This window comes from Myxococcus sp. AB036A, from assembly GCF_006547355.1.
Lineage (GTDB): Bacteria > Myxococcota > Myxococcia > Myxococcales > Myxococcaceae > Myxococcus > Myxococcus virescens.
Map to the genome: position 1 here is coordinate 13,309 of NZ_VHLC01000075.1, position 22,222 is coordinate 35,530.

Below are 22,222 nucleotides of genomic sequence, written 5' to 3' on the forward strand. Positions count from 1 at the left end.
CTTGGGGCTGGCAGTATGCCTACCGGGCAAGGGAGGCGGAATCACCGCGGCGTGCCATGCGCCCATGCCGGACCCAACCTACCCAGGTTTCCGTCAACGGCCCCGGCCCATCCAAGGAGTGGCAGGTATGAACGTGGCGACCCTGACCGAGCAACCGAGCATCCTGAAGGCAGCGGCCCTGCTGCCCCCGCGCCTGTCGCTCGGGTCGACGATGGTGGTGCATGGCGTGTCCAAGCTCCGCGCCGAGGGCACCGCGCAACACGTGGGCTTCTTCGAGCAGCTGGGCTTCAAGCCAGGCAAGCCCTGGGTCATCGCCACGGGAGTGGTGGAGCTGCTCTCGGGCGTGAGCTCCATCCTGGGCATCGCCACGCGCCCCGCCGCGCTGGCTGTCCTCGTCACGCAAGCCATCGCCGTGGCCAAGGTCCATGGCTCCAAGGGCTTCGACAACACGAAGGGCGGCTTCGAGTTCAACCTGGCGCTGGGAGCCATCGCGCTCGGCCTGCTGCTGCGAGGCCCGGGACCGCTCTCCGTCCACAGCGTCATCGAGCACCGGGTGAAGCGCAAGGAGCTGCGGCGGCTGCGGTTCCTGCCGCGCCAGCGCCGTCGGTCGGTGCTGCTCGACGTGCTGGGTTGAACCCGGGCCGCGCCGCGACACACATCCCATCACCCTGACCGATGAGGTGTGTGTCGCCTGTCTGGCTGCTGGGCGGGGCGAGGTCATCTCCCCTGTCACAGAATCCCAGGAGGGCCTCTAGAATGGCGGGACATGCCCTCGTCCGTCTTCCTCTTGATGGCGCTCGCCACCACGCCGGGTGCTGCTTCGGCGCGTGAGTCCGCCCCCGCCCAGCACGTCTCTCCCTCGCAAGGCCCCAGCGCCGATTCGAGCTCGACCCGGGGCCCGGATTCCCAGGGCACTGCGCCCGCGCCAGAGACTGTCATCACGGACCTCAACGCCTACCCTCGTGCCGGTGACTCCGGCGCGGTGCTGGACCTGGGCCGTGCCGCCGCGGAGGCCGGCGCCGCCGCCCTGCGCGCCGCGGCCCTGGCCATGGGCAAGAGCGCCACCCCGCGTGGCCCGCTGGCCGACCCGGACACGAGCTACGCCCGAGGCATGGAGGCCCTCCAGGCGAAGGACGCACCCACGGCCATCACCCAGCTGTCGGCCTGCGTGGAGGCCGCGCCCTCACGCGTGGATTGCCGCTGGGAGCTGGGCTGGGCGCACTCGCTGGAGAACCAGTGGGCGGAGGCCTACACGCAGTGGTCCGAGGTACAGAAGCTCCAGCCGGACCACCCGGACCTTGAGGGCGCGCTGGCCCAGGCCCGTGGGCAGGCCATGCTCCAGGCGAAGCTGTCGCAGGGGCCTCAGCTCATCAACCGCCCTCCTCCGCCGGCCAACGCGAAGGTGCGCATCCGCGCGGTGGGTGACGTCATGCTGGGCACCACCGTGCCCGAAGGCCACCTGCCTCCCGATGGCGCCGGCAGCGTGATTGCCGGCGTGCGCCCGTTGCTGGAGGACGCGGACCTCACCTTCATCAACCTGGAGGGGCCGCTGTGCGACACGGGCGAGACGAAGAAGTGCCGCTCGTCGAAGAACTGCTACGCGTTCCGCTCGCCCACCGAATACGGCCAGTACCTGAAGGAGGCCGGGGTGGACCTGGCGTCCACGGCCAACAACCACTCGGGTGACTTCGGCGAGGAGTGCCGCCGCGCGACGGAGTCCACGCTCGACGCGCTGGGCATCGCGTGGAGCGGCGCGCCGGGCACGGTGGCCACGGTGGAGCGCAACGGCCTGCTCATCGGCATGGTGGCGTTCCACACGTCGCCGTCGTGCAACCACCTCAACAACCTGACCACGGCGACGGGGCTGGTGCGCGTGGCCGCGGCCGAGCACGACATCGTCATCGTGTCGTTCCACGGCGGCGCGGAGGGCAGCAAGGCGCTGCACGTGCCCAAGGGCCGGGAGAAGTTCCACGGCGAGGACCGGGGTGATTTGCGGGCCTTCTCGCGCGCGGTGGTGGATGCGGGCGCGCACCTGGTCATCGGCCATGGCCCGCACGTGGTGCGCGGCATGGAGTTCTACAAGGGCCGGCTCATCGTCTACTCGCTGGGCAACTTCGCCACCTACGGCCGGTTCAACCTGCGCGGTCCGCAGGGCCTGGGCATGGTGCTGGAGGTCGAGCTGAACCGCGACGGCGACTTCACGGCGGGCCGCATCCTCCCCACGAAGCAGGTGGACAGGGGCATCGCCGTGCCGGACCCGAAGGGCGCCGTCATCAAGGCGGTCCGTGACCTCACCGCGGCTGACTTCCCGGAGACGGGCGCGCGCATCTCCGACGACGGCACCGTGAAGGTCCGCGGCAGGGGCCCTGTCTCCATGCGCTGACACGGCGTCTCGTGCGCACGGCGGCGTGTGGGTGCTTCACGGACTTGGAGTCCGGGCTGAAGCGCGGCTGCTGGATGTGTCCCAGCTTCCGTCATAGCGGCTCAAAGCAACTGCCGGCCCCTACAGGCATGTCGCACGGCTCCGGGATACAAAGGTCCCTGCCGTGCGCACCCTTCGACTGCCACGTCTCTCCTCGCTTCGCGCCTTCGACCACCCCGGCTACTTCGCGGTCTGGGTGGGAGCCCTGGTCTCCACCATCGGCACCTGGATGGAGACGGTGGCCATGGGCGTGTACGTCACCGAGGCCACGGGCCGCGCCGAGTGGACGGGTGGCATCGTCGCCCTCACCTTCCTCCCCGCGGTGGTGCTGTCGCCGGTGGGCGGCGCGCTCGCGGACCGGTTCGACCGTCGCGCCTACGTCGCGCTGGGCACGGTGGTGCAACTGGTGCTCGCGGGCGTGTTGACGCTGCTGGCCTTCACGCACCGGCTCAGCGTCCCCGTCGTGGCCGTCATCTCCTTCGTCCACGGCTGCGCCAGCACGCTCATCAATCCCGCCTTCGCGGCGATGCTCGCGGAGCTCGTGCCACCCCGGGACTTGCACAGCGCCATGAGCCTCAACTCGGCGCAGTTCAACCTGGGGCGCATCATCGGTCCGGCGCTGGCCGCGCTGGTGCTGAGCATGGGCGGCACGTCCTGGGCGCTGCTCATCAACACGCTGTCCTTCGTCGCGGTGTTGGTGGCGCTGTCGCAGGTGAAGACGCTGACGCGGACGGCCTCGAAGGCCACGCAGGGCCTGTGGCGGCAGATTGCCCACGGCTTCTCCGTGGCGCGGGGCGATTCGGAAATCTCGCTGATGCTGTGGGGCACGCTGCTGGTCGCGGCCCTGGTGGCGCCCTTCATCGGCCTGGTGCCGGTGTTCGCCATCCGCGTCTTCGGCCAGGGCGCGGCGGCCACGTCGCTGCTCGTCACCTGCCAGGGCGCGGGCGCGGTGACGGCCGCGCTGCTGGTGGGCACGCTGGTGGACAAGCTGGGCCAGCGCAAGCTGCTGGGCCTCGTGGCGACGTCCATTGGCGGCGTGTCCACGCTGTACTGGCTGTCGCCCACGCTGCAGGTGGCCGCCGCCGTCATCTTCGTGCTCGGCGCCAACTACATGATGCTGATGAGCGGGATGCACGCGTACTGCCAGTCGCGCGTGCCCCGTGAGCTGCAGGCGCGCATGAGCAGCCTGTACAGCATGGTGCTGGGCGGCGCGTACGCGTCCGGCGTCTGGGGCCTGGGCGCGCTGGCGGACCGGCTGGGCATCCGCTTCGTCACCGTGAGCGCCAGTGTGTTGTTCATCGCGCTGGTGCTGACGTTGCGGCTGCTGCGCCCGCAGCGCTTCAACGGCGCTGGCGCGTAGACGAGTCTTCCGGCCCCGCGTCGAAGGGCCCGCGCCCGCGACGCCTCCGCGCTACAGACGTCTCTCCACCCAGAGGCGCCGGAGCAGTTCCACGCGGCGTTGCTCGGCTTCCTCGGGAAGTGACGCGGTGGTGGGTGGCCCACCTGTGGGCAACTTGGGGATGCCTCCGGGCGTCCCCATCTTCCTCGTGAGCCGGGCGGCCGGGCGTGCCCCCAGTCCTCCGCGGGGACCTTGGTGCGCCGCGAGCGCGCTCCGACATTCAGCTTCGGAGCGGTACCCACTTCGACGAGGAGCGCACCATGCCGAACAGGAAGTACGACCCGTACACGGGAGGCAAGGAGGCGGCCACCAAGCCCCCCTATGCGCCGGACCGCGTGGAGCGGGGACTGGAAGCCGACGACACCCTGCCGCTGTACTCCGCGGACTCCATCCGCGACACCCGCGAGCAGAAGTTCGCCCTGGACAGTGACTCCGAGGTGGGCGGTTACGTCCCCGACATCCGCAGCCCCATCGACGAGGCGGACGAGCTGGAGCGCGAGCGCCGGGGCCGCGAGCGAGCCGAGGAGCGGCAGGTCTCCGACGAGGAAGACGAGGCGCGCAACCGCTGAGCCGCAGGGGAGGCCCGGACCTTCGGACCTCGTACCCCGTGAAACACCGGGCCGTGGCTCGCGAGCAAGGTCTCGCCACCACGGCCCGGGAGGACTGCCTGCGTGCTACTTCGCCGCGCGCGGCACCGGTGCTTCATCCGGCTCGATGGGCACCAGCTTGCCCAGGCCGAGCGGCGTCACCTGCTCCTGGATGGTCGCCGGGTCACCCACGAGGACAATCTGCATCGAGGCCGGGTCCAGGTACTGCTCGGCCATGCGCTGCACGTCCGCGGCGCTGGCGTCGCGCAGGCCCTCCACGGTGCGGTTGAACTCGTCCAGCGGTCGGCGGGTGATGAAGAGCGCCGCGGCGCTGGCGCCCAGGCCCTCCACGGACTCGAAGGCGCCCGGGAAGGCGCGGATGAGGCCCTCGCGCGCGGCCTCCAGCTCCTCGGCGGTGATGGGCCGGTTCTTCAGGCCCGTCAGCTCGTTCATCACTTCGCTCAAGGCCGGGCCCGTCACGTCCTGGCGCACGGAGCTGTACGCGGTGAGCGGCCCCACGCCCAGGCGCGGAGAGAGGCTGGCGCCCGCGCCGTAGCTGTAGCCCTTGTTCTCCCGCAGGTTCATGTTGAGGCGGCTGCCGAAGAAGCCACCGAACACGGTGGTGGCCAGCTCCAGCGGGTATTCGTCCGGGTTCCCCGCGGCGATGCCAGCGCGGCCCACCAGCAGCAGCGTCTGGTCCAGGCCCGGCTTGGGCACCACGTACACCTGCTGACGCGGCGGGGCCTTCGTGGCCGGCGGCGGAGGCGGCGGCGTGGCCTTGTTCTTCGACCAGCTGAAGTGCTTCTTCGCCAGGGCCACCCCTTCTTCCAGGCTGATGTCACCGGTGAGGATGACCGCCTGGGCCTTGGGGCCGGTGTGCTTCCGGTAGAAGCCCATGACATCCGCCAGGGTGAGCGCCTGCACGGACGCGGGCGTGCCGTCGGGGAGGTGTCCGTAGGGGTGGCCCAGCCCGAACACGGCTTCCAGGTAGGCCAGCTGCGCCAGCACGCCGGGCTGCCCCATCGCGCGCGCCAGGTCCGCGAGCTGCTGCTTCTTGCGGCGCTCGAAGGCGTCGAGGTTGAAAGCGGGACGCAGCGCCACGTCCGACAGCAGGGCCATGGCCGCGTCCAGGTTGCGCGTCAGTACGCGCACGCCCACCTGCGCGCCGTCCGCCTGCACGTCCATGGCGGGAGTCACACCCAGGTCCGCGAAGGCGTTGTCCAGCGCCACCGTGTCCCGCTTGCCCGCGCCTTCCAGCAGCATGCGGTACGTCAGCTCGGCGAGCCCTTCCTTGCCCTTGGGGTCCTGCGCGCTGCCCGCGGCGAAGGCCACGCCCGCGAACACGAGCGGCAGCTCCCGCCGCGTGCTCACAATCACGGTGATGCCGTTGTCCAGCTTCGCGCTCTGGAAGGTGGGCAGCACCAGGTCCGGCGCCTTGCCGGGCTGGGGCGGCGTGGCGCGGAAGGACTCGGCGTCGGCCGTGGCTTCGGCCGGGGCCGCCTTCTCACCCAGCGCGGGCGAGTCCGGATTGGCCGGCGCGGGCTTCGGGTTGCTGGCGCAGGCGGCCAGCGTGGTGACGAGCAGGGCGGAGAAGAGGCGGCGCATCAGTGGCGCTCCTTCGAGTCGAGGGGCGCCTGCCGGCGTGCGGGCGGCACCGCGTGGAGGATGACGCGCGCGCCGGGGCGCAGCGTGTCCTGGGCGAACTGCTTCACGGCTTCGGGCGTCACCGACTCGTAGCGAGCCAGGTCCTGGGCCACGTAGTTGGGCTCGCCGACGAAGTGGTTGTAGCTCTGGAGGACGTCCGCCTTGCCACCGAAGCCGCCGACGGACTGGAGGCCGGCCAGCGTGCGCGTGTCGTAGCGCGTGCGGGCGCGGGCAATCTCCTCCGGGGTGATGCCCTGCTGGCGGACCTCGTCCAGCACCGCGTCCACCTCGTGGAGCAGCGTGTCCGTGGACACGCCGGGCCGCGCCACCACGTCCACCGAGAAGACGGACTGCGCGCCCTGGCTCTGCTGGGTGGCGTTGACGCTCTGGGCCAGCTCCTTGTCCAGCACCAGCCGGCGGTAGAGGCGGCTGGCCTTGCCGGTGGACAGCGCGGTGGCCAGCACGTCCGCGGTGGCGTCCCCTTCTTCCAGGTACGCGGGCGTGAGCCACTGGATGGACAAGAGCGGCAGCCGGGCCACGCGCTCCTCCTCGCGCAGCACCACGGGCGCGGAGAGGTTCACCGGCGCGACCTCCGGCCGCTGCGGCCGGGCGTGGCTGGGCAGCGTGCCGAAGTACTTCTCCACCAGCGCCTTCGTCTTCGCCACGTCGAAGTCACCGACGATGGCCAGCGTGGCGTTGGACGGCGCGTACCACTTGCGGAAGAAGTCCTTCACGTCGTCCACGTTGGCCGCGTTCAGGTCCTTCATCGAGCCGATGACGTCCCCATGGTACGGGTGCGGCAGCGGGAAGAGCGCGTGCCACGCCTTCTCGCGGGCGGCGCCGTATGGCGCGGTTTCAATGGATTCGCGCCGCTCGTTCTTCACCACCTCGCGCTGCGTCTCCAGCTTCTCCGGCGTGATGGCGTCGAGCAGGAAGCCCATGCGGTCGCTCTCCAGCCACAGCGCCGTCTCCAGGTGGTTGCTGGGGACGGTCTCGAAGTAGTTGGTGCGGTCGAAGCTGGTGGTGCCGTTGAGGTCGGTGGCGCCCAGTTGCTCCAGCCGGGCGATGTGGACGTCGTCGGCCACGTTGCGCGAGCCCTGGAACATCATGTGCTCGAACAGGTGCGCGAAGCCGGTGCGGCCGGGTTGCTCGTGATACGCGCCGACGTGGTACCAGATGTTGACGGCCACCACCGGCAGCTTCCGGTCCACGGAGAGGATGACCTCCAGGCCGTTGGGCAGCGCGTATTTCTCATACGAGATGGCGAGCGCCTCGCGGCCGGGCTCCAGCGGCTTCGCCTCCTGGGGTGTCGGTGTCTGGGCAAGCGCCGGCGGCCCGCTGAACACGAGGGCTGCGGCGACGAGGGCCTTCATTCGGAACAAGGTGCCTCCGGGTCTCGATGCCAATGACTCACGTGACGCGCTTAGCACGCACGTCCGGTGACGTGGGTAGGGAATGGTGGCGGGAAGACGCAGCGCGCCAGGATGTTGGTTCCTGGTCAGCATGAGAGACTGAAATCATGTCCGCCGAAGTCTCATCCGGTGCCCTGCCCCGCTGCGCCCTCCATCCGGATGCGCTCGCGGGCGCCACCTGTCAGCGCTGTGGCAGCTTCGTCTGCACCGAATGCACGACGTGGGTGATGGGCCGCATGTACTGCCCTGCCTGCGCGGTGCGTCCGGAGGTGAACTACCTGGAGGCCTTCCGGCTCAAGCTCTGGGGACGGCGGGATGCGAGCGCCTGGCTGGTGGTGGGTGTCACGGAGCTGCTCCTCTTCCTGGCGCTGGGGGCGCTGATGGCGGGGACATTCGGCCTCGCGCTGGCGTGTCTGGCCAGCGCGGGCGTGGGCCTGTCGTTCTTCCTGGGCATGCGCTGGGCCCGCCTGGGCCTGCTGGCCGTCCCGCTGCTGGCCATGCTGCTCACCGCGCCGTCGATGGGCGCGCCCGCGCTGGTGTTCTTCGTTCCGCTGATGGTCGCGGTGAACATCTTCCGCGACACGCGCAGCCGTCTCTTCTTCCGCCTGGAGGTCCCCGAGCGAGAGCTGCGCCGGCTGTGGGACCTGCGGGTCAACAACCCCCTTGCACGGCATGCGTTGTCCCTGGGCGTGGGCTCGCTGCTCCTGCTCGTGCTCACGCCGTTGCTGTCCTTCCTCGGCGTGGGGCTCGTGTTGGGCTTCCTCTTCATGGCCGTGGCCATGGCCATGGCCATGCTGACCCTCGTCCTGGGCGCGGTGGCGCTGCGGCGGGTGGACCCGGAGGCACGGCCGCCCATCGGAAGGCGCTGGGAGGCGCTGGGCGCCATGGGCCTGGCGCTGGCCTCGCTGACGTTCGGGGTCATGCTGCATGGGCAGCGGCTGGTGGAGCTGCTCGGCGGCGCGGTGGACTGACGGCGGCGAGACGGTGCCGCCAGTGCATGGCTCGCTTCCCGCCCTGGCATCCCGGCGCGCGGGGGGCGGCCGGTGCCTGGGGAACGTGGGGTGCCCACGCTCACGGAAGAGACCCAAGCCCGACACCGGGGAGGCCACCGTCATGGCGAACATACGTGAGGAGCAGGGAGAGGCAGCGGAGGGCCGGGGCGCTACGCCCAGCCTCAAGGAGCAGCGCAGCGAGTCGCATGCGGCGCAGACCTATACGGCCTTCTTGAAGGACCTCGAAGCGAACGCGGGCGTCGTTCGTGACCTGGCGGAGAAGGCCGCGCAGTCCGTGCTGTGCCTGCTGGAGCAACGCCTCATGGACACCGAGGCGAAGCACCTGGAGGCCCAGCTTCCGCGGAAGGTGAAGGACATGCTGAAGCGGTGTCCTCGGCACGAGGGCAAGGTCGCTCGGAAGTACAAGCTTGAGCAGTTCCTCGCCATGGTGGCCGAGGAACTCGACACCACGCCCAACGAGGCTGAACGCCTGGCCCGGGCCGTGTTCGTCACGGTGCGAAATCACATCAGCGAGGGCGAGGCCGACGACGTCATGGGCCAGCTCCCCGCGGACCTGCGCTCGCTGTGGGTACCCGAGGCCTGAACCCAAGGAAGGAGCCGTGTGATGCGGAAGGTACAAGACGTGATGACGAAGGACCCCACGGTCATCAACGCGAAGGATTCATTGAAGGACGCCGCGCTGAAGATGCGCGAGCTGAGCGTGGGCCCGCTGCCCGTGTGTGATGGTGACCGGTTGATGGGCATCATCACCGACCGCGACATCGTGGTGCGTGCGGTGTCCCAGGGAAAGGACCCCAACAGCACGACGGTGGCGGAGGCGATGACGGAGCAGCTCGAATACGCCTTCGATGACGAGGACATCTCCGTGGTGGCGGAGAAGATGAAGGAGAAGAAGGTCCGCCGCATCCTCGCGCTCGACCGGGACAAGAAGCTGGTGGGGATTGTCGCGATGGGCGACTTGCTGGAGGCGCTGGCGGAGGAGGACGTCGGAGAGACCCTGGAGAGCATCTCCGAGGCCCCTCCCCCCGCTGCGCACTGAGCGTGCCCTCCGCACTGCTCCCGTGGATGCTCGTGGGACTGATGCGGGTCGTCATGGGGCGTCGCCGCAAGGACGCGTAACGCTTCGAAGTGGAATGGATGCCGGGCGAACTCATCCGCCCGGCACCCCGCCCTACTCGCGGAGCAGTGACGCCGCCAAGGCGCGTACGTTCGAGGACCCATCGTTCGTGGCCACATCGCGAAGCAGGGCCGCGGCGGGAGCTTCCACGGCTTGCGACTGGCCCAGCAGCCGCACCACTTCGATGCGGACGCGCTCACTTCGCTCGGCGCGCAGCACCCGAGCCAGCGCTTCCATGTGGGCGCCGACGACCCGCTGAGAGACAGCCTTCACCGCGAGCGCGCGAACCCGCGGGCTCGGGTCGTCGAGCATCACCTGGTCCAGCAGGGCATCCACCGCCGCGCCAGGGATGGCGCTCAGTGCCTCCGTCGCCGCACCCCGCACAGCCGCCTCCGGATGCACGAGCGCCGACTTCACGTAGGCCAATCCCACCGGAGCCCCAGCCCGGGCCAGGGCATCCAGACAGACCTCGGGCTCCAAAGTACCCGTGCGGCAGCGCCTCACGAGTCCCTCCACCAGCGCCTGGCTCCGGCCCGGCTCCGCCACCTCCAACGCCTTCGACAGTGCCCCCATCGACAGCGCCGCCGCGTTCCTCACCCCCGCGTCCCGCGTCCCATCCACCACGCGCTCCAGCGCATCACCGAGCAGCAGCGAAGGCCGTTCCATCCGTCCCACGGCCCGTGCCGCGTGGGCCCGGGTCTTCGGCCGGACCCGTTCCCCCTCCAACACGGACACCAGCGCCCGCTGCGCCTCTGGTGTCCCCGCGCTGGCCAGCGCCTCCAGCATCTGCTCGGAGCGCACCGTGTCCGCGGCGCCCTGATGAATCAGCGCCACGGCTCGTTCGACTTCCGCCAGATTCTGTCGGAACAGGGCCGTCAGTCGCAGCCGAGCCGTAGCCAGGCCCTCGCGCTTCGCTAGCGACCGCAGCAAGTCATCCAGCTTCGCCCCCTTCACGAGCTGCCTGTCCCGCGCCTCCAGCGAAGCCCCCTCCATGCCTGCCGAATCCGTGAGCCGCTCCGACCGCAACGTCGCCCGCACGGCGTCAAACGGCCTCAGCGACGAAAGCAGGTAGTCCGCGCCCACGTGGGTCAACGCGACCCGCGTCTCCTCGCGGATGCGTGGGAACCCTGTGCCGGCGCCGCCCAGCTCCACCACCTCCGAGCCCGTGGCCTCCTTCACGCACCCATTCGAGAACAGGGTGAAGTCCAGGTGCCCTTGCAGCCGTGGGAGCACCGCCGAGCCCGCGCGCAGGTAGCGCCGCTTCGTCTTCACGTAGGTGTTCGCGCTGCCACCCGCGCGGTACACGGCTTCGACGTCACCGCGCGAGTCCGGCTCCTCGGTGCGCCAGCGGGGGCCGTCCTCCGCCACGAACTGCGTCGACGCGAGCAGCAGGCGCACGAGCCGCCGCGCAGACGCGTCCTGCGCCGCATCGAAGTGCACGGCCATCACCTGGCCCCGCACGTCCTGGCCCACGTACACCGGCCGCTCGAACATGCCCCGGAGCGCCTGCAGCGCTGCGTCACCGGGCGCCAGCGTCTCACCGGAGTCCATGGCCACCCGCGTGGGCACGAGGTGGCCGGAGAACAGGTGCTGTTCACCCTCCGCGCCCAGGTAGGTGAGTTCGAACAGGCCGCTCCATCCGGTGTGCAGGGACTCCCGCGCGCCAGCCGAAAGGTCCGTGTGGGTCCGGAGGTCCAGGTCGAACGTGTAACGAAGCCGGTGGCCCACGACGAGCACCCGCTCCCGCCCCTTCACGCCCGGAAGGATTTCCTCGGGAGCCGGTGTGGGGGCTTCATCGTCCAAGGCGTGTGAGACAGCCGGCGGTGTCTCAGGAGAAGCCGGCGTCTGTGTCTCCTGGCCCGCACGCCACAGCGCGGCGGCCGTGAGCACGGCGAGCAGCAGGACCAGGCTCTTCAGGCGCGGGCTCACGCCCCCGCATACGCGCCCGAGCGTCAATCCTGGTTGCGCGTGAGCCGGACACGGCCCGTTTCACGCGGGCGCGTGGCGCCCGACATGAAACAAAGGCACGGCCGTTTCAGGGATTGCCGAGCTTCAATTCCAGCTCCGCCAACTCACGCTGCACGGTGGCATCCGTCACGCGGAGACCTTCCACCTTGCGCACCGCGGAGATGACGGTGGAGTGGTCCTTGCTGAAGCGCGCGGCGATTTCCGGGAAGGAGCTCTTCGTCAGCTTGCGGCTGAGGTACATGGCCACCTGGCGTGCATGGGCCAGGGCCTTGTGCCGGCGGTCTTCCTTCAGCGACTCCACCGTGACTTTGTAGAAGCGGGCCACCTCGCGCTGGATGGCCTCCACGTCCACCGCGCTGTGAGCGGGGAGGATGTCGCGCAGCACCTGGGACGCGAATTCCTCCGTCACTGGCTGGCGCGTCAGGCTGTGCACCGCGGACAGCTTCACCAGCGCGCCTTCCAGCTCGCGCACGTTCTTCTGGATGTGCTTGGCGATGAAGTGCGCCACCGAGTCCGGCAGGTCCAGACCTTCGGCCACGGCCTTCTTCTGGAGGATGGCCACCCGCGTCTCGTAGGTGGGCTCGCGGATGTCCGTCATCAGCCCCATGGCGAAGCGGCTGCGCAGCCGGTCCTCCAGGCCCGGAATCTCCGCGGGCACGGTGTCGCTGGTGAGGACGATGGCCTTGTTCATCTCGTAGAGCGTGTTGAAGGTGTAGAAGAACTCCTTCTGCGTCTCCTCACGCTTGCCGAGGAACTGGATGTCGTCGAGGAGGAGCACGTCGCACTCCTCACGGAACTTCCGGCGGAAGTCCCCCATGCGGTGCTCGCGGACGCTCTCCACGTACTCGTTGGTGAACTGCTCGCTGGAGAGGAACACCACGCGCTGGGATGGATCCCGCTCCCAGATGAGGTTGCCCACTGCCTGGAGCAGGTGCGTCTTGCCCAGGCCCGTGCCGCCGTAGATGTAGAGCGGGTTGTAGTGGTGGCCCGGCTTGTCGGCCACGGCCTGCGCCGCGGCGGCCGGGAGCTGGTTGCTGTCCGCCACCACGAAGGTGTCGAAGGTGAAGCGCGCGTTCAGCCGGCCCGGGCGCGTGGCGCTCGCCTTGACTGAGGGTGTGGGTGGGAAATGCGGGTCCGGCTCCAGGCCCTCCACGACCTCATAGGCGATGGAGGTCAGGCCCTCCCCCATCCGCGCGAGCTGGACATCCAGCATGGGGCGGTAGTGGTCATCCACCCAGTCGCGGAAGAAGCGGTCCGGAACGCCCATCACCAGGGCGCCGTCACGCACCTCCAGCGGGCGCATCCGCTCCAGCCATCTCAGCGCGTAGTCGAACTTCTCCTGGCGGATGGCATCCAGCATCCGAGCCCAGAGAATTCCAGCACTTGGGAGGGGGGTAGCGGCTTGGGCGAGGGCGTTCACGCGTGTCTCAAACGTGCAAAAGCAGGGGAACGACGGGCGTTCGGCGGTGCTAACAGACGGTTCCAGGTGGATCAAGCAACCGGCCAAAACCACCGTGGCCACGAGGGGTTTTCCGGACGGAGCGGATCCACCAGGAACGTGCCAACCCAGGAGGGTTGTGGATCCTCCCGGCCCCCACCCCAAGCACTGGGGGATGGATCAATCCGGCTTGACTGAGAGTCCGTCCTGCAAAGCGTCCGGCTTTTGCGCGGGGGTTCGGCGAGGTGTGGCCATGGGCAGCAGGTGCCACGCGTTCGGCAACCAGGAGGCTCGCGTCAGGGGCCCACCACCACCAGATTCACCCGCGACAGCGTGAACTCGCTTGCCTAGCCAGGAAAAAGCGCTCGGAAACCAGACGCATTCGCTGTCCGCGATTAAAGTGCCCCCGCCGTGCGTTGGGCGGGGAGCATCCTGCTTCCTGTATCACCCAGACCTTCACTGTCCCACCTGGCTCCGGGCTTTCCGCCGGGCCAATGGGGTTTCCAGAGTGGGCGAAGGTGATCCAACGTTGACTTACCCTGGAAATGGGGGTACGGACCCGCCCCTTTCCCTAGTTCAGGTCGCGCCGGAGCGGTAGGAGGCGCCGCCGTCATCACCAAGGAGTAAGAGCCGTGTCCAAGCGCACGTACCAGCCGTCGAAGGTCCGCCGCAATCGCGCCCACGGGTTCCGCAAGCGGAACGCCACGAAGGGCGGCCGGGATGTCCTCAAGCGCCGTCGTGCGAAGGGTCGCAAGCGGCTCGTCGTGTCCGCTCCCAAGAAGTAAGCGAGTTCGCGTGTGAGGGCCGAGGGTGCGACGCCGGGCCAGTCCCGCCCGGCAGACCAGCGCTTCCCCAAGGCCCTGCGCCTGCTTCAACGGCGCGAGTTCCTCGAGGTCCAGGAAGGCGGGCACAAAGTCCCTTCGGACTGCCTCCTGGCCCTCGTGAAGCGCAATGGCCGACCGTACTCACGTGTTGGCCTGACCGTGTCGAGCAAGGTGGGCAACGCCGTCGTCCGAGCGCGCTTGAGGCGCGTCTTGCGGGAGCTTTTTCGGAAGCGCCGCATGCAATGGCCGTCAGGCCTGGACGTCGTCCTGGTGGCACGCTCCTCCGCGAAGGATGCTTCCTTTCCGGCGTTGTCGCGTGCCTTTGACGGTGTCACCCGTAAGCTGCAGCGACTGCCCCGCGCCGCGGAGACGAAGCCGAAGGAGCCGCCCAGATGAGCCCCCTGGCCTTCGTCATCTCGCTGCCCATCCGCTTCTACCGGAAGTTCCTCGGACCGCTGCTCCCCAAGGTGTGCCGGTTCCATCCCTCCTGCTCCACGTACGCCATGGAGGCGCTGGAGAAGCACGGCGGCCTCAAGGGGTCGTGGCTCACTCTCTGGCGGCTCGTGCGCTGCCAGCCCTTCCACCCCGGCGGTATCGACCCGGTGCCGTGACGAGGGGTTCCACCCATTGCCGCCCTCTCCCTCGTGGAGGGGGGAGTCTATGAACGATCCGCTCTCGCCCCAGTCGAACGATTCGCAGAAGCGACTGCTGGCGGCCCTGGCCCTCTCGTTCGCGGCCACTGCCGTCTACACCTTCTTCTTCGCGCCCACTCCGCCTCCGCCCGGCTCGGAAGTCCCCGACGCGGGCGTGGTGGCCACCGCGCCCGCCGATGCCGGCACCCCCCCGGCCGTCCAGCCTCCCGAAGGCGGCACCGGGACGGGCGCCACCGCGGAGGCCCCGCCGCCTCCGGCGCGCAAGGTGGAGCTGCAGCGCGACGAGGCCACCTACGCCTTCTCCTCCGAGGGCGCCGGCCTCACCGCCGCCGTGCTCAAGGGCGCGAAGATGCGGGAGCAGCAGGAGCTCACCGTCTCCCAGGGCTTCCAGAAGCTGTTCGGCAAGGAGATTCCCCCCGCGCCGCAGATGGACCTGGCGCGCCCCACCCCGGGCCAGCCGCTGCCCCTGGCCGTGTCCATCACCGGCGCCAACCCGCTGCCCGCGGACCTGAACTACGCCCTGGATGAAGGCGCCCCCGGCAACGCGGACGGCGTCACCTTCACGGGCCGCCGCGGCCCGTGGGAGGTCGTGAAGACGGTCAAGTGGCCCATGGACGGGTTCGAGCTGAGCTACACGCTCCAGGTGCGCAACACCTCCGGCCAGCCGCAGAGCGGCGAGCTGCAGGTGCACCACAACCGCGCCATCGACCCCAACTTCGAGCACGCGCCGTCCTTCTTCGGCGGCGTGGGCAACCTGAGCCGCTCCGCCTGCTGGGTGGGTGACGAGCTCCAGAAGATGAGCCCGGGCGACGACCACCCGGACGCCGAGGAGACCCGCGGCCAGATTCAGTTCTTCGGCATCGACCAGCAGTACTTCCTGTCCGCGCTCTACCCGCTGGAGGGGCCGCGCGCCGGCTCGTGCTCCTTCGAGGCCACGCCCACCCTGCGCAAGGTGACGGCGTCCTTCCCGATTACGGCCGCGCCGGGCGAGACGGTGACGCTGCGCTTCGGCGGCTACTTCGGTCCCAAGGATACGGACCTGCTGGCCCAGGTGCCCGGCGCCTCGCTGCGCGCGTCCACCGGCCTGACGGACGCGACGTTCCACCCGCCGCTGGCGGAGACGGTGGACTTCGGCATCTGGGCCGTCATCTGCAAGGTCCTGCTGTGGGTCATGAAGTTCTTCTACGGCATCACCGGCAACTGGGGCGTGGCCATCATCCTGCTCACGGTGGTGGTGAAGCTCGTCCTGCTGCCCCTCACCTATCGCTCCATGGTCAGCATGGAAGAGGTGAAGAAGCTCCAGCCTCGCATGGAGGAGATCCGCAAGAAGCACGCGGACAACCGCGAGCAGCAGAACCTCGAAATCATGAAGCTGTACCAGGAGGCCAAGGTGAACCCGCTGGGCGGGTGTCTCCCCCTCCTCATCCAGATGCCGGTGTGGATTGCCCTGTTCACCGCGCTTCGCAACAGCTTCGACATCTACGGCGAGCCCTTCATCGGGCCCATCTGGCGTGACCTGACCTACAAGGACCCCACGTACCTGTTGCCGCTGGCGCTGGGCGTGTCCATGGTCATCACCCAGAAGATGCAGCCGCAGATGATGGATGCGACCCAGGCGAAGATCATGACCTGGTTCCTGCCCATCATCTTCACGCTGACGCTGCTCCAGTACCCGGCCGGCCTGTCGCTCTACATCTTCACGAACAACATCCTCTCCATCGCGCAGCAGTACGGCCTGCGGAAGTGGCTGGACCGGAACAAGCCCCAGACGGGCGGTGGGACGCCGGCGGTGGCCGGTGCGGGAGGCAGACGCAAGTGAGCGAGCAGGTTCCCCAGCAGACGCCGTCCACCCCGGCCTCCGGCGATTCGGCCGGAGAGTTCCGGGGCCGTGTGGAGAAGCTCCTCGGAGACATCCTCGGGCTGATGGGCTTCCCGGCGCGGCTGGACATGAAGGACGCCGCCGACGGCAGCCTGTCGGTGGCGCTCCACTTCGAGCCCGCACCGCCTCCCGGCGTGGAGGTGGGACGGCGCAGTCAGGTGGTGGACTCGCTCCAGTTCCTGTTGAACAAGATGCTGCATCGCCCTGGCGCCGACCGGCGCTGGGTGATGCTGGGTGCGGGTGTGCACCCGGAGCCCCGGCAGCGCCGTGAGCCCCAGGCCGCGGCGGCTCAAGCCGCGGCTCCGGCCGCCCCTGCCCCCGCCGCGCCCCGTGCTGCGGCGGCCCAGGCGCCAGCGCCTGCTCCGGCAAAGGGAGGCCAGCGGGGTGCGCAGGCGCCCGCCGCCAAGGCAGCTCCCGCCAGCAAGGGCGAGGGGGATGAGCGCTCGGTGACGGTGGAAGAGGATGCCGCGCTGAAGGCGGCCGTCAGACAGCTCGCGGAGAAGTCGGGCAGCCTGGGCCGCTTCTACGCGATTGCCGCCATGAAGCTTGAAGACCGCGCGCGCGTCCTCACGTCAGTAGAAGGAGTGGGTGGCGTGAAGGTGTCGGCGGAGGGCGAGGGCCGAAACCGCCGCGTGGTGTTCACTCCGGACAAGCCCGCCCCGCTTCCCAAGCGGAGCATGCTGCCGGACGACGACGAGGACGACTTCGACGCGTGAGCCGCTGGGCGCGCCGCGCGCGCCGGGGCTCCCGAAGCGAGACGAGGGATGGGCAAGGCGAAAGCTCTCAAGGACAAGCTGTACGGCGCGGCGGTGCTCAAGATGAGCTTCCGCCTTCGCGGGGATGAGGAGTCCCCCGCGTTCCGCTTCGTCTACCCGGGCGTCCTACGGGACCTGGAGCTCGAGGACGAGGCCGTGGAGCGGTACATCGAGGAGAACCGCGAGGCCGTGGAGAAGGCCGCTCGCGGCTCCACGCCTCCCATTGGGGCCCGCTGAAGCAGCGGGGCCCGCGCTGTTCAGGCTGGATGCGCTCCAGCGGCCGCGTATGACGTCTTCTTCCATGACCATCGCGGCCCTGGCGACCGCACCTGCCGCGGGCGCCGTGGGCATCCTCCGGCTGTCGGGCCCCGAGGCCCTGGATGTGGGCCGGCTGCTGGCCCCGGGTGTGCCCGCGCAGCCCACGCCGCGCCATGCGTACCTCGCGTCCTTCGTGGATGCGGAGGGCCGCTCGCTCGATGAGGGCCTCTTCCTCTACTTCCGCGGGCCTCAGTCCTTCACGGGCGAGGACGTGGTGGAGCTTCAGGCCCACGGCAGTCCGCGGCTGCTGCGGCTGCTCCTGACGCGGGCGCTGGAGGACGCGCGCGTGCGCCACGCCGCGCCCGGTGAGTTCACCCGCCGGGCCTTCCTCAACGGGCGGTTGGACCTGACGCGCGCGGAGGCGGTGGCGGACCTGGTGGCAGCGGACTCGGAGGCCGCGGTGCGTGCCGCGGCGGCGGGGCTCTCCGGCGTGCTCGCCTCGCGCGTGCAGGCGCTGGAGGAGCCGCTGCGCGCGCTGCATGCGGACATGGAGGGCGTGCTCAGCTTCCCTGACGAGGCGGAAGGCGCGGACGAGGACGTGGGCGGGCGTGTCACCGCGCTGCGTGCCCAGGCGGAGGCGCTGCTGGCCGAGGCGGGCCGGGGGCGGCTGGTGCGCAGGGGTGCTCGCGTGGCGCTGTTCGGTCCCGTCAACGCGGGCAAGTCCACGCTGTTCAACCGGCTGGTGGGCGAGGCCCGCGCGCTGGTGGATGACGAGCCTGGCACCACGCGGGATGCCTTGGAGGCCCGGGTCGAGTGGGACGGGCTGGCGGTGACGCTCTTCGACACCGCGGGGCTTCGGGAGACGCCGGGACGTGTCGAGGCGCTGGGCATCGCGCGAACGCGGGAGTTGCTCGCGGGCGTGGACCTGGCGGTGCTCGTGCTTCCGCCGGGTGTCACGCAGGCGGAGGTGGAGGCGTGGACGCGTGACGTGGGGAGCACGCCCGTGCTGGTGGTGGACGGGAAGTGTGATGTGGCCGAGGTATCCAGCTCGCCGCGCCAGCGTGTGAGTGGCCTCACGGGTGAAGGTGTGGACGCGCTTCGCGACGACATGCTCGGGCGGCTGTGGGGCGGTGGCACGCCCTCGGCGGTGGCCCTGGTTTCCGAGCGTCACGCCGATGCCTTGCGTCGCGCGTCCGAGGCGCTGGGCCGCGCGGAGAGTGCCTCGCGCGTGTCCACCCTGGAAGTCGTCTCCGGTGAAGTGGGGCTCGCGCTGGAGGCGCTCGGCGAAGTGTCCGGTACCGTCGTTTCGGAGGCCTTGCTGGACGCAATCTTCCAGCGCTTCTGCATCGGGAAATGACGCCTTCCGTCGAGCGGAGGACGTGTCAGACGGCTCCATAGAATGCCCGCCTCAACCGGTGATTCTCGGAGGCGCTGTGATTGAAGGCATCATCCCCCTGGCGAACCATTCGATGCTCTCGGCCCTGCCCTCGGGCTGGGTGGGGGAGATTCTGGACGAGGAGCTGGTCGCCTCGCCTCGTCCCACGGCCGCGCAGACGCGCGCGGCCTTCATGTTGGGCGTGGAGCTGGGTGAGCAGCTCGACAAGCGCCGTGGCGGCAGTGGCCGCTGGTGCTTCCTGCGCGCGCCCGAGCTGCACCTCGGTCACGACATGCTCGTGCCGGACATGGCCGGCTGGCGCCGCGAGCGCGTGGACGTCCCCTTCGAGCCGGACGTCCCCTTCCTCACGCTGGTGCCGGACTGGGTCTGCGAGGTGCTGACGCCCTCCACCGCCGCGTTGGACCGCGCGCGCAAGCTGCCGCTCTACGCGCGCGCGGGCGTGTCACACGTGTGGCTGGTGGACCCCGCCGCGCGCACGCTGGAGGTGTACCAGCGCGTCAAGCGGGGCTGGCTCCTGACGGGAAGCTACGAGGACGACGCGCTGGTGCGGGCCGACCCCTTCCCGTCCTCGACGCTGGAGCTGGGCTCGCTGTGGCTGCCCGAGGGCGCCGAGAAGCCCTCGCTGCTGGTGGCTGTTCCGTGATGCGCGCCGGCGCCCGCGCTGAACTCACGGGCGATGTCGCGGGCATCGTCCGTCATCGCGTCACGCGGCGGCTGCCACCACCGGCTTGAGGACGTAGCGGCCGTACGTCACGAAGGCGAGCAGCACACCCATCACGAGCGACCAGAGCATCGGGTTCTCGGGCGTCAGCTTCGTCGAATGACGCGCGTACAGCACGGCGAGCGCGAACGTCTCGAACGTGAGCACCGCGGCCGCGTGCGCGGTGAGGCTGGGCATCCACTTGAACGCCGCCGGGATGATGAGCAGCACGCCACCGGCCATCTCGAGGAAGCCGAGTGCCCGCCATGCTCCGAGGGGGACCTCGCTGAACTGGCTCGCGAGCTGCTGGAAAGAGAATGCCTTGTACGACCCGCCTGCGAGAAACAGCAGCGCGAGGACGGCCTGAAGAATCCAGAAGACGATGTTCATGGGTGGGGGCTCGGTGTTCAGGCCTTGAGGGCCGGGTTGTTGGATGCCTTCTCGAGTGCCTTGGCGAGCTTTCCGTGCATCATCTTCCAGCCGTACTCGGCGCCGTGGAACGCCTGGTCCTCCTTGAAGCCGGAGTGCTCGAAGAGGACGCGCGTCCCATCGCCATCGGCTTCGAGCCGGTAGCGGACGCGGGTATCCAGCCAGCCCTCGCCAACGACCCACGTGAACTCGAGCTCGGACGGAGGCGCGCACTGGAGCACCTCGCAGTGCACGACGAGTCCATCGAATCGGGCCCGAGGGTCCGGAGGCACGCGGAAGGTGAAGCGATGCCCGACGCGCGGCTCGAAGTCGTTCGGGTACATCCAGTCAGCGAGCGCCTCGCTGGTCGCGAGCGCGCGCCACACGACGGCGGGCGACTGGGTGAACTTCAGCTCCCGTCGGATTGTCTTTGTCGTCATTGCTGCTTGTCGCCTTTCTCAAGGTGCCGCCGCAGGCGGGCGAAGTTGTCGTCCCAGAACCGCTCGTAGTGAGCGATCCAGTCGCGTACCGGCTCCAGTCGCTCCGGTACGAGGCGGTACCGCCGTTCCCTGCCGTGCCGTTGCTCGGTGACGAGGCCCGCATCGAGCAGCACGCGCAGGTGCTGTGACACCGCCGGGCGGCTCATCTCGAAGTTCTCGGCGATGGAGTTCACCGGGCGGTCGCCATCGACCAGCAGGTCGAGCATGCGGCGCCGCGCCGGATGGCTGATCGCTCCGAACACCCCTGGCTCGGTGTGCATCATCGTGTACCGATAATGCGTAAGAAGATGCTTACGTGTCAAGCGGCGGAATGTCGTGGCCCGGCTCTTCACCGCGCAGGTGTGCCGTCTCGATGAGCGAGTAGCGGAGCGCCGCGGCCTCGGCGCCTCGCTTCGACTTGCTGTTGTCGTGGTTCTTCGGGACCTTCAGCTGGCGCGCTTGAGGTCCGCGTCACCAGCGGGGCGCGCCAGCCGGCGCACCGCGCGCAGGAGGAGATCCGGATCCACCGGAGCGGCGAGGAAGCCGCGGGCCCCCACTGCCTGGGCGCGAGGCAGGTCCTGTTCCGGCATCTTGCCGGCGACCAGGACCTGCGCGTGGACCGGACGCGGCAGCGCCTCCATCGCCGGCAGCGGCGCTACCACGACCTGGGCCGCGTTCGCCGCGAGCAGCTCCTTCGTGCTTGCGACCTGAGCCCGCAGGCCCGCCTCGGACATCACGCGCACCAGCCCGGTGGTGGCCTCCTCACCCCAGCCGTACACCAGGACCTGAGCCATGGGCACCGGCTGCGCGGCCGTGAGCACGGGCAACGCGGAGGAGACGTGGTCCCGCGTTCCGGCCGTGCGCTGCATGGCGCGCGCGGAGAACGGCGCCTTCGGGGACCCAGGCCGCGAGACATGCGCCAGGTGCAAGCCCTCCGTCGTGGCAGGCGTCGCGGCCTGTTCGGAGCGCCCTGCCTCCAGGGGCAGCGGCTGCGCGTCAGCGGCCAGCGGCTCGGGCATGGCGCGGATGGCCTGTACCAGTCGCCTCATCTCCGCAGGCACCGCCTGCGCCTGGACGACCACCTCCTCCAGCGAGCTCAGCAGCGGCAGCCCATCCTCACCGCCAGGCGCCTCCATGTTCGTCAGCTCCGCCATGCTGCCGCCGAGCACCATGGGCATGCTCTCGTCCGCCTCCGGCAGCGAGAAGCTCTCCATGCCGGGGCGCCGGGGCACCGCCTCACCGGTTTCACCCCGGTAGAGCTGTCCGATGGCCCGGCGGATGGACGCATCCGACGCCAGCTTCGCCACCACGCGGGGCTTGCCGGACACGCTCTTCACCGCGTCCAGGGACGCCAGACTGGCGGGGGCGGCGATGGCCACCACCAACACCGAGTCCCGGCCCCCCTGCCCTTCCAGCTTCAGCGGCACCACCCGGTGGGTCTCCGCCACGCGCTCCGGAATCAGCCAGGTCAGGCTCGCGTCCGGCGGCTGGATGTCCAGGTCCACCGTCTGCATCCCCGCCTGGAAGGCCAGGGCCTCCAACACCTGCTGCGCGGTGCTGAAGCGCTGGTCCACCACCACCTGCCCCAAAGGCACGCCCCACTTGCGCTGGTACGCCAGCGCCGAGTGGAGCTGCAACGCGTCCACCACACCCCGCTCCAGCAGGATGTCACCCAGTCGCTTCTTCATCTCGTCCCCCCTCACGCCTTCCCCCCTGGCCGCCAGCCCCCTGGGGCAGCCCGAGTCCGGGAAGGTCACAATGTCTTCTACGCGTCCATTCGCCGGGGAGCTTCCCGGCGGGCGACAGACGCTTCTGTCGCCGCGCCACGTGCAAGGCGGGGACCGGGCTCCGGTCCCCGCGCCGAGGCGGG

At 69.8% G+C, this 22,222-nt stretch carries 23 protein-coding genes; 15 read left to right on the plus strand and 8 right to left on the minus strand.

From position 1 onward, the window contains the following. Window positions 1–127: 127 nt before the first annotated feature. The 4 genes from FL344_RS26425 (at window position 128) to FL344_RS26440 (ending at window position 4,390) form a co-directional block, all read left to right on the plus strand. Window positions 128–634: a DoxX family protein gene (locus FL344_RS26425; protein ID WP_194863263.1), complete on the plus strand. Its 507-nt coding sequence runs from the start codon at window positions 128–130 to the stop codon at window positions 632–634. Between the two features lie 132 nt (window positions 635–766). Further along, the gene (locus FL344_RS26430) at window positions 767–2,383 is read left to right on the plus strand and encodes a CapA family protein (RefSeq protein WP_141620471.1); all 1,617 of its coding nucleotides are present in this window, start codon (window positions 767–769) and stop codon (window positions 2,381–2,383) included. A gap of 163 nt (window positions 2,384–2,546) precedes the next feature. After that, window positions 2,547–3,782, plus strand: coding sequence for an MFS transporter (locus FL344_RS26435; RefSeq protein WP_141588594.1), 1,236 nt, complete (start codon window positions 2,547–2,549; stop codon window positions 3,780–3,782). Between the two features lie 299 nt (window positions 3,783–4,081). After that, a complete protein-coding gene (locus FL344_RS26440) occupies window positions 4,082–4,390 on the plus strand; it encodes a hypothetical protein (protein ID WP_090491145.1) in 309 nt (102 codons plus the stop codon). Between the two features lie 105 nt (window positions 4,391–4,495). On the opposite strand, the gene FL344_RS26445 is transcribed toward FL344_RS26440, so the two are convergent. Beyond that, entirely contained in the window at window positions 4,496–6,013 is a 1,518-nt protein-coding gene (locus FL344_RS26445; RefSeq protein WP_141620472.1) for a pitrilysin family protein, read from the minus strand. Further along, a complete protein-coding gene (locus tag FL344_RS26450) occupies window positions 6,013–7,425 on the minus strand; it encodes a pitrilysin family protein (protein ID WP_141620473.1) in 1,413 nt (470 codons plus the stop codon). Before FL344_RS26450 ends, FL344_RS26445 begins: the two co-directional genes overlap by 1 nt. 146 nt (window positions 7,426–7,571) lie before the next feature. Here FL344_RS26450 and FL344_RS26455 point away from each other — a divergent pair, with 146 nt between their 5' ends. From FL344_RS26455 to FL344_RS26465, 3 genes are all read left to right on the plus strand, one after another. After that, window positions 7,572–8,435, plus strand: a complete 864-nt coding sequence (locus FL344_RS26455) for a hypothetical protein (protein WP_141620474.1) — start codon at window positions 7,572–7,574, stop codon at window positions 8,433–8,435. A gap of 142 nt (window positions 8,436–8,577) precedes the next feature. Next, window positions 8,578–9,060: a DUF2267 domain-containing protein gene (locus FL344_RS26460; protein ID WP_194858220.1), complete on the plus strand. Its 483-nt coding sequence runs from the start codon at window positions 8,578–8,580 to the stop codon at window positions 9,058–9,060. A gap of 21 nt (window positions 9,061–9,081) precedes the next feature. Beyond that, window positions 9,082–9,516, plus strand: coding sequence for a CBS domain-containing protein (locus FL344_RS26465; RefSeq protein WP_228565386.1), 435 nt, complete (start codon window positions 9,082–9,084; stop codon window positions 9,514–9,516). A 132-nt stretch (window positions 9,517–9,648) separates the two neighbouring features. Here the strand turns inward: FL344_RS26465 and FL344_RS26470 are convergent, their stop codons facing one another. Together FL344_RS26470 and dnaA are read right to left on the minus strand one after the other, a co-directional pair. Beyond that, on the minus strand, window positions 9,649–11,523 hold the full coding sequence (locus tag FL344_RS26470; protein ID WP_228565387.1) for a HEAT repeat domain-containing protein: 1,875 nt from the start codon (window positions 11,521–11,523) through the stop codon (window positions 9,649–9,651). 106 nt (window positions 11,524–11,629) lie between these two features. Then, window positions 11,630–12,982: a chromosomal replication initiator protein DnaA gene (dnaA, locus tag FL344_RS26475; RefSeq protein WP_141588588.1), complete on the minus strand. Its 1,353-nt coding sequence runs from the start codon at window positions 12,980–12,982 to the stop codon at window positions 11,630–11,632. A 650-nt stretch (window positions 12,983–13,632) separates the two neighbouring features. Between dnaA and rpmH the strand changes: the two genes are divergently transcribed. The 8 genes from rpmH to FL344_RS26515 all read left to right on the plus strand — a co-directional run bounded on the left by rpmH (window position 13,633) and on the right by FL344_RS26515 (window position 19,408). After that, window positions 13,633–13,785: a 50S ribosomal protein L34 gene (rpmH, locus tag FL344_RS26480; protein WP_002637840.1), complete on the plus strand. Its 153-nt coding sequence runs from the start codon at window positions 13,633–13,635 to the stop codon at window positions 13,783–13,785. 12 nt (window positions 13,786–13,797) lie between these two features. Continuing rightward, a complete protein-coding gene (rnpA, locus tag FL344_RS26485; protein ID WP_141588587.1) occupies window positions 13,798–14,220 on the plus strand; it encodes a ribonuclease P protein component in 423 nt (140 codons plus the stop codon). Then, window positions 14,217–14,435, plus strand: coding sequence for a membrane protein insertion efficiency factor YidD (yidD, locus tag FL344_RS26490; RefSeq protein ID WP_011557412.1), 219 nt, complete (start codon window positions 14,217–14,219; stop codon window positions 14,433–14,435). The genes rnpA and yidD overlap by 4 nt, the downstream gene beginning before the upstream one ends. 49 nt (window positions 14,436–14,484) lie before the next feature. Beyond that, window positions 14,485–16,296 (plus strand): membrane protein insertase YidC, encoded by a 1,812-nt coding sequence (gene yidC, locus FL344_RS26495; RefSeq protein WP_141620477.1) that lies wholly within the window; start codon window positions 14,485–14,487, stop codon window positions 16,294–16,296. Next, window positions 16,293–17,072, plus strand: a complete 780-nt coding sequence (locus tag FL344_RS26500; RefSeq protein WP_141588585.1) for a hypothetical protein — start codon at window positions 16,293–16,295, stop codon at window positions 17,070–17,072. The genes yidC and FL344_RS26500 overlap by 4 nt, the downstream gene beginning before the upstream one ends. 48 nt (window positions 17,073–17,120) lie before the next feature. After that, window positions 17,121–17,348, plus strand: coding sequence for a hypothetical protein (locus FL344_RS26505; protein ID WP_141588584.1), 228 nt, complete (start codon window positions 17,121–17,123; stop codon window positions 17,346–17,348). Window positions 17,349–17,397: 49 nt separating this feature from the next. Next, a complete protein-coding gene (gene mnmE / locus FL344_RS26510; protein WP_141620478.1) occupies window positions 17,398–18,726 on the plus strand; it encodes a tRNA uridine-5-carboxymethylaminomethyl(34) synthesis GTPase MnmE in 1,329 nt (442 codons plus the stop codon). Window positions 18,727–18,802: 76 nt separating this feature from the next. Further along, entirely contained in the window at window positions 18,803–19,408 is a 606-nt protein-coding gene (locus FL344_RS26515) for a Uma2 family endonuclease (protein WP_043612096.1), read from the plus strand. Window positions 19,409–19,468: 60 nt separating this feature from the next. Here the strand turns inward: FL344_RS26515 and FL344_RS26520 are convergent, their stop codons facing one another. The 4 genes from FL344_RS26520 to FL344_RS26535 all read right to left on the minus strand — a co-directional run bounded on the left by FL344_RS26520 (window position 19,469) and on the right by FL344_RS26535 (window position 22,040). Continuing rightward, complete coding sequence (locus FL344_RS26520; protein ID WP_011557406.1) at window positions 19,469–19,855, minus strand: DoxX family protein; 387 nt, start codon at window positions 19,853–19,855, stop codon at window positions 19,469–19,471. Window positions 19,856–19,872: 17 nt separating this feature from the next. Continuing rightward, on the minus strand, window positions 19,873–20,313 hold the full coding sequence (locus FL344_RS26525; protein ID WP_141620479.1) for an SRPBCC domain-containing protein: 441 nt from the start codon (window positions 20,311–20,313) through the stop codon (window positions 19,873–19,875). After that, window positions 20,310–20,636 (minus strand): helix-turn-helix transcriptional regulator, encoded by a 327-nt coding sequence (locus tag FL344_RS26530; RefSeq protein ID WP_011557403.1) that lies wholly within the window; start codon window positions 20,634–20,636, stop codon window positions 20,310–20,312. The genes FL344_RS26525 and FL344_RS26530 overlap by 4 nt, the downstream gene beginning before the upstream one ends. A 162-nt stretch (window positions 20,637–20,798) precedes the next feature. Continuing rightward, window positions 20,799–22,040 (minus strand): general secretion pathway protein GspE, encoded by a 1,242-nt coding sequence (locus FL344_RS26535; protein WP_141620480.1) that lies wholly within the window; start codon window positions 22,038–22,040, stop codon window positions 20,799–20,801. Between the last annotated feature and the right edge of the window lie 182 nt (window positions 22,041–22,222).

Bases quoted from the DNA above. Each gene is read 5' to 3' on its own strand.
- yidD (WP_011557412.1), top strand. From the start codon at position 14,217: ATGAGCCCCCTGGCCTTCGTCATCTCGCTGCCCATCCGCTTCTACCGG.
- FL344_RS26425 (WP_194863263.1), top strand. From the start codon at position 128: ATGAACGTGGCGACCCTGACCGAGCAACCGAGCATCCTGAAGGCAGCG.
- mnmE (WP_141620478.1), top strand. From the start codon at position 17,398: ATGACGTCTTCTTCCATGACCATCGCGGCCCTGGCGACCGCACCTGCC.
- FL344_RS26430 (WP_141620471.1), top strand. From the start codon at position 767: ATGCCCTCGTCCGTCTTCCTCTTGATGGCGCTCGCCACCACGCCGGGT.
- FL344_RS26530 (WP_011557403.1), bottom strand. From the start codon at position 20,636: ATGATGCACACCGAGCCAGGGGTGTTCGGAGCGATCAGCCATCCGGCG.
- FL344_RS26460 (WP_194858220.1), top strand. From the start codon at position 8,578: ATGGCGAACATACGTGAGGAGCAGGGAGAGGCAGCGGAGGGCCGGGGC.
- FL344_RS26505 (WP_141588584.1), top strand. From the start codon at position 17,121: ATGGGCAAGGCGAAAGCTCTCAAGGACAAGCTGTACGGCGCGGCGGTG.
- FL344_RS26520 (WP_011557406.1), bottom strand. From the start codon at position 19,855: ATGAACATCGTCTTCTGGATTCTTCAGGCCGTCCTCGCGCTGCTGTTT.
- FL344_RS26465 (WP_228565386.1), top strand. From the start codon at position 9,082: ATGCGGAAGGTACAAGACGTGATGACGAAGGACCCCACGGTCATCAAC.
- FL344_RS26445 (WP_141620472.1), bottom strand. From the start codon at position 6,013: ATGCGCCGCCTCTTCTCCGCCCTGCTCGTCACCACGCTGGCCGCCTGC.
- FL344_RS26525 (WP_141620479.1), bottom strand. From the start codon at position 20,313: ATGACGACAAAGACAATCCGACGGGAGCTGAAGTTCACCCAGTCGCCC.
- FL344_RS26450 (WP_141620473.1), bottom strand. From the start codon at position 7,425: ATGAAGGCCCTCGTCGCCGCAGCCCTCGTGTTCAGCGGGCCGCCGGCG.
- FL344_RS26535 (WP_141620480.1), bottom strand. From the start codon at position 22,040: ATGAAGAAGCGACTGGGTGACATCCTGCTGGAGCGGGGTGTGGTGGAC.
- yidC (WP_141620477.1), top strand. From the start codon at position 14,485: ATGAACGATCCGCTCTCGCCCCAGTCGAACGATTCGCAGAAGCGACTG.
- FL344_RS26455 (WP_141620474.1), top strand. From the start codon at position 7,572: ATGTCCGCCGAAGTCTCATCCGGTGCCCTGCCCCGCTGCGCCCTCCAT.
- FL344_RS26440 (WP_090491145.1), top strand. From the start codon at position 4,082: ATGCCGAACAGGAAGTACGACCCGTACACGGGAGGCAAGGAGGCGGCC.